Annotated in this window: 7 protein-coding genes and 1 pseudogene; 7 read left to right on the top strand and 1 reads right to left on the bottom strand. The window is 62.3% G+C overall.

Features of this window, described 5'->3' with window-relative positions:
• The first annotated feature begins 233 nt into the window (after positions 1–233).
• Positions 234–1,364 carry a GDP-mannose 4,6-dehydratase gene (gene gmd, locus ACY693_RS14580; protein WP_462322545.1) on the top strand — a complete coding sequence of 377 codons (1,131 nt, stop codon included), beginning with the start codon at positions 234–236 and terminating at the stop codon, positions 1,362–1,364.
• On the top strand, positions 1,361–2,332 hold the full coding sequence (gene fcl, locus ACY693_RS14585; RefSeq protein ID WP_462322546.1) for a GDP-L-fucose synthase: 972 nt from the start codon (positions 1,361–1,363) through the stop codon (positions 2,330–2,332). The genes gmd and fcl overlap by 4 nt, the downstream gene beginning before the upstream one ends.
• Positions 2,333–2,453: 121 nt before the next feature.
• Here the strand turns inward: fcl and ACY693_RS14590 are convergent, their stop codons facing one another.
• Entirely contained in the window at positions 2,454–2,921 is a 468-nt protein-coding gene (locus ACY693_RS14590) for a hypothetical protein (RefSeq protein WP_462322547.1), read from the bottom strand.
• A 68-nt stretch (positions 2,922–2,989) separates the two neighbouring features.
• On the opposite strand from ACY693_RS14590, the gene ACY693_RS14595 reads away from it, so the two are divergent.
• From ACY693_RS14595 to ACY693_RS14615, 5 genes and pseudogenes are all read left to right on the top strand, one after another.
• The gene (locus ACY693_RS14595) at positions 2,990–3,514 is read left to right on the top strand and encodes a DUF3782 domain-containing protein (RefSeq protein ID WP_462322548.1); all 525 of its coding nucleotides are present in this window, start codon (positions 2,990–2,992) and stop codon (positions 3,512–3,514) included.
• A 491-nt stretch (positions 3,515–4,005) separates the two neighbouring features.
• Entirely contained in the window at positions 4,006–4,197 is a 192-nt protein-coding gene (locus ACY693_RS14600) for a type II toxin-antitoxin system HicB family antitoxin (protein ID WP_323686615.1), read from the top strand.
• Positions 4,194–4,367, top strand: coding sequence for a type II toxin-antitoxin system HicA family toxin (locus tag ACY693_RS14605; protein WP_462322549.1), 174 nt, complete (start codon positions 4,194–4,196; stop codon positions 4,365–4,367). Before ACY693_RS14600 ends, ACY693_RS14605 begins: the two co-directional genes overlap by 4 nt.
• 204 nt (positions 4,368–4,571) lie before the next feature.
• Positions 4,572–4,751 carry an NAD-dependent epimerase/dehydratase family protein gene (locus ACY693_RS14610; RefSeq protein ID WP_462322550.1) on the top strand — a complete coding sequence of 60 codons (180 nt, stop codon included), beginning with the start codon at positions 4,572–4,574 and terminating at the stop codon, positions 4,749–4,751.
• A gap of 97 nt (positions 4,752–4,848) precedes the next feature.
• Positions 4,849–5,155, top strand: a pseudogene (locus ACY693_RS14615) (PD-(D/E)XK nuclease family transposase); the annotation flags it as partial.

Raw genomic sequence — 5,155 nt, forward strand, 5'->3', positions numbered from 1 at the left:
CTGAGCTACATCGGCGAGTCAGAGTTGGCGTCGCAAACCGCGAGCCTTAGCCGATACATAATAGGCTAGTTGGCGGCGGACAACAAGTTGGCCGGGGCCAGCCGCAAACGGCGGCGCCAAGAATTCCAGATCATCCTGTTTCAGGGGCGTTCACGAAGAGATGAACCGAAACGGCCACCTGAGCTAGACTCTGGCCCTAGGATCATCCCGCGCACAGCCTGGAGTCTCAACCCGTGCCCAAAAAAGCCCTCATCACTGGCATCACCGGCCAAGACGGCAGCTACCTCGCCGAATTCCTGCTCGAGAAAGGCTACCAAGTCCACGGCATCAAGCGCCGCGCCTCGCTGTTCAACACCCAGCGCGTCGATCACATCTACGAAGACCCGCACCAGCAGGATCAGCAGTTCGTCCTGCACTACGGCGACCTCACCGACACCTCCAACCTCACCCGCATCATCGCCGAGGTGCAGCCCGATGAGGTCTATAACCTCGGCGCTCAATCCCATGTCGCGGTCAGCTTTGAGGCCCCAGAATACACCGCCGACGTCGATGCCATCGGCACCTTGCGCTTGCTCGAAGCCATCCGCTTCTTGGGTCTCACCGAGAAGACCCGCTTCTACCAGGCCTCGACCTCGGAACTGTTTGGTCAGGTCCAAGAGGTCCCGCAGCGCGAAACCACGCCATTCTATCCGCGCAGTCCTTACGCCGCCGCCAAGCTCTACGCCTACTGGATCACCGTCAACTACCGCGAAGCCTATGGGATGTATGCCTGCAACGGCATCCTCTTCAACCACGAGAGCCCGCGCCGCGGCGAGACCTTCGTCACCCGCAAGATCACCCGGGGGCTGGCCAATATCGCCCAAGGCCTCGAGCAATGCCTGTATCTGGGCAACATGGATGCCCTGCGCGATTGGGGGCATGCCAAAGACTACGTGCGCATGCAATGGCTGATGCTCCAGCAAGAGCAGCCCGAAGACTTCGTCATCGCCACCGGCGTCCAGTACTCGGTGCGCCAATTCGTCGAATGGACCGCCGCCGAGCTTGGCATTAGCCTGGAATTCAAAGGGCAGGGCATCGACGAGCAGGGCATCATCACCGCCATCGCTGATCCCGAGATCGCCCCCGCGCTCAAGGTCGGCGACGTCATCGTCTGCGTCGACCCGCGCTACTTCCGCCCCGCTGAGGTCGAGACCTTGCTCGGCGATCCCACCCTCGCCCGCGAGCGTCTTGGCTGGGTGCCTGAGATCACCGTTCAAGAGATGGTCGCCGAGATGGTCGCCGAGGACCTCCAAACCGCGCGCCGTTATGCGCTGCTCAAGGCCCATGGCCATGCGATTCCGATCGCCCGCGAGGACGGACGATGAAAACAATCTTCATCGCCGGCCATCGTGGCATGGTCGGCAGCGCCATCGCCCGCCAGCTGCAAGCGACTGGCTTCGCCCAACCCCAAGCCGAGCTGCTCACCGCCAGTCGCAGCGAACTCGATCTACTCAATCAACAGGCCGTCAACGCCTTCTTCCAGCAGCACCGGATCGACCAGGTCATCATCGCCGCTGCCAAGGTCGGTGGCATCCAGGCCAACAACAGCCTGCCGGCCGAGTTCATCTATCAGAACCTGATGATCGAGGCCAACCTGATCCACGCCGCCCACCAAGCCGACATCCAACAGCTGCTGTTCCTCGGCTCCTCCTGCATCTACCCGCGCGAAGCCCCGCAGCCGATGGACGAGGACGCACTCTTGACCGGCCCGCTTGAGCCCACCAACGAGCCCTATGCGATCGCCAAGATCGCCGGCATCAAGCTCTGCGAGAGCTACAATCGCCAGTACGGGCGCGACTATCGCAGCGTGATGCCGACCAATCTCTACGGCCCCGGCGACAACTTCCATCCCGAGCACAGTCATGTGATTCCAGCGTTGCTCAGACGCTTCCATGAGGCCACCCAAGCCAAGTCCCCCGAGGTCGAGATCTGGGGCACCGGCACCCCCAAGCGCGAATTCCTGCATGTCGACGACATGGCCGGCGCCTGCCTGCATGTGCTGAATCTGGACCTCGAGACCTACCGGGCCAACACCCAGCCGATGTGCTCGCACATCAACGTCGGCACCGGTGTTGATGTCACCATCCGTGAGCTGGCCGAGACCATCACCCGAGTTACCGGCTATGAGGGCCGGCTCCGCTTCGACCCGAGCAAGCCCGATGGACCGCCGCGCAAGCTACTCGATGTCTCAAGACTCAACGCGCTGGGTTGGCAACCAGGCTACGGCTTGGAAGCTGGACTCACCCAGACCTACGAGTGGTTTCAACAGAATCTCGAGACCTTCCGCGCCTGATAGCGAAGCAAGTGAGCGACGATGAGTCGCCGCGGAAAACGGGAGCGGAAAACGGGGACAGGCTCTGACGGAAAACGGGGACAGGCCCTGAGGTATCCCCACAAATCCGGCCCTCTGGCGTTCACTCAGCGAGCAGCGCATCATGGTCACTCGCGACCCATTGATCCAGCGGCCCGATGGCATCGACCAGCTCGGCGATGGTTGTGCGGCAGTGCTCCAGTGTCAGCAGCAGGCGGGCGAGGAACAGCCTTGAGTAGGCGCGTCGCTTGCGGCTGCCTGGTCGCAGATGCTCATGCACGCTGCGGGGCTCGGCGGCAGTGTTGATCAGCCACAGCAGGATCGCCGCCAACGAGGCGCGCAGCAGATGCAACGACTGGTCCGCCTTCAGATCACTACAATCGATGACGATCAGCGGCTCGGCAACCTTGGCGAGCAGCATCCGCGCCAGCGCGGCATCAATCCGCGTGGCGTCGCGTTGCAGATGCCGGTTGCCCAGCAGCCGGTCAGCCCGCTTGATGCGATGGCGCAGCTCTGCCGCGCCGCCGAAGCGCAGCCGCCACCAGCACGTTGTTGCGCAGCAGTCGTTCATGCCCGGTCATCGAGAGCAAGCGTCCGACGAATCAGGCGGAATTTCCAGCCCTGTGCCGACTCAACCAGTTGACGGCTGCACACTCGCGCCTGAGCATCGCCGGCTCCTGGGTCGATCGAACGTCGCACCACCTATGGCCACACCAACAGAAGAGATTTGGGCGCTTTGGCCGGCAACGCAACCGGCTCGGCGACTTCGTTCAGGAGATGGTCCGCCCGGCGGTAGTGCGCCTCCTGCGCGCGCGCGGTCTGCCGGTGCACCAAGTGGCGCCCAACCTCAGCGCCTATGACGACAGCGGCCAAGTCATCGCCGAGGTCGATCTGCTGGCGCTCAATGCGCAGGTCGCCGTTGCGGTGGAATGCAAATCCCATCTCAGCGTCGACGACGTCAACGAACACCTCCAGCGCCTGGCGCAGTTCAAAGACTGCTTTCCGCACTACCGCGAGTATCAGCTCTTAGGCGCCGTCGCCGGCATGGTCGTGCCGGATCAGGTCGGGCGTTATGCCGACCGCAAGGGGCTCTTCGTGCTCGCCCAATCCGGACAAGCGATCGAGATCCGCAACGACGCCAGCTTTCAGCCCAAGACCTGGTGAGCCAGCCCCCGTGCCAAGGCCATTCAGTTAAGCCCCCGCATCACCCTCACCGCACTGCTCCTGCTCGCCAGTGCGGCCACCCTCGCTGGAGCGAGCCAGGCCCCGGGTGCGGTGCCGAGCGAAGCGCCGCCCATCAGCGTGATACCACGCAGGTCGTCAAGCTGCCCAGCGACGGCAAGGGCGCGGGAGCCCTCTGCTCCAGCCTGAATGTCGCCGGCTCCGCCCTGCGCGCCTGTTCCGTGGATCTCGACGAGATTCCACATAAGCCGCGCACAGGCGACGCTCAGATCGACAGTCCCCTCATGACGCTCCTCAAGCTGCTCGCCGAGGCGCGACAGCGCTGCTTGCGAATCCTGAGTTAGACTGTCGCCAGCGAAGCATCAACAACACAGGTGTTAGACCGCTTGTCTGTTGGGCTTACGGTCGGAATGGTGAATGACGGTCTTTCTCGGCTCCGAGTTCGTCGGCAAGATTCCGTTATGAGGTTGCACATGACAACGCTGCGGTACGTTTATTGGAAAGATGAAGACATGTGGCTGGGCTATTTCGAGGAGTTCCCCGACTACATGACACAAGGCGAAGATCTAGAAGAACTGAAGGAAAACCTGAAAGACATCTATGCCACATTAACAAGTGGCGAATTACCCATCGTCCGCCGCGTCGGTGAACTTGCCGTCGCATGAAGCGCAGAGACTTGATCAAAAAGCTTGAGAGTGTGGGTTGCGTATTGCTTCGACATGGGAGCCGGCATGACTGGTATCACAATCCTGAAACCAAAGAGTCTCAGCCAGTTCCAAGACATCGCGAGGTCAAGGAGCATCTCGCGAGAAATATCATCCGCAAACTGACTTGATACCCAACGCGTCTGCCAGCCCGACGGCATACTGCGGCCGGCGTTTCGCGCGTGGCCGCCACTTAGGGCGGGCTGCGATTAACGCCACCCGGCACGAGCAATCCGCCACGCACCCAACCGTCCAAGCGACAGGCTCACCACGCGCCGCTATGCGCTGCTCAAGGCCCATGGCCATGCGACTCCAATGGCCCGGGAGGACGGACGATGAAAACGATCTTCATCGCCGGCCATCGTGGCATGGTCGGCAGCGCCATCGCCCGCCAGCTGCAAGCGACTGGCTTCGCCCAACCCCAAGCCGAGCTGCTCACCGCCAGTCGCAGCGAACTCGATCTACTCAATCAACAGGCCGTCAACGCCTCCTTCCGCCGGCACCAGATCGACTAGGTCATCATCGCCGCCGCCAAGGTCGGCGGCATCCAGGCCAACAATAGCCTCCCGGCCGAGTTCATCGATCAGAACCTGATGTTCGGGGCCAACCTGGGCGCTGATCAACGACCTCCGCCCCGATCTACCCGACATCACCGCAGTCGAGATCCTCAACCCCAACATCGAGCCCAACGAGCTCACCGGCAAATACATCATCCTCGACGTCCTGGTCCGGGATGCCGACGGCCACTGCTACAACGTCGAGGTGCAAGTCCGCCGTTACGGCGCCTGGCACAAGCGCGGCCTGTTGTATCTCGCCCGCACCCTAGGCGGCCAGCTCACGGCCGGCGAAGACTATCAAGACCCCTGCGCGCCTGGATCACCTTCTTCAAGCACTGGCAAGAGGAGCTCACCATGGCCAC

The sequence above is a fragment of the Halochromatium sp. genome, assembly GCF_054919635.1.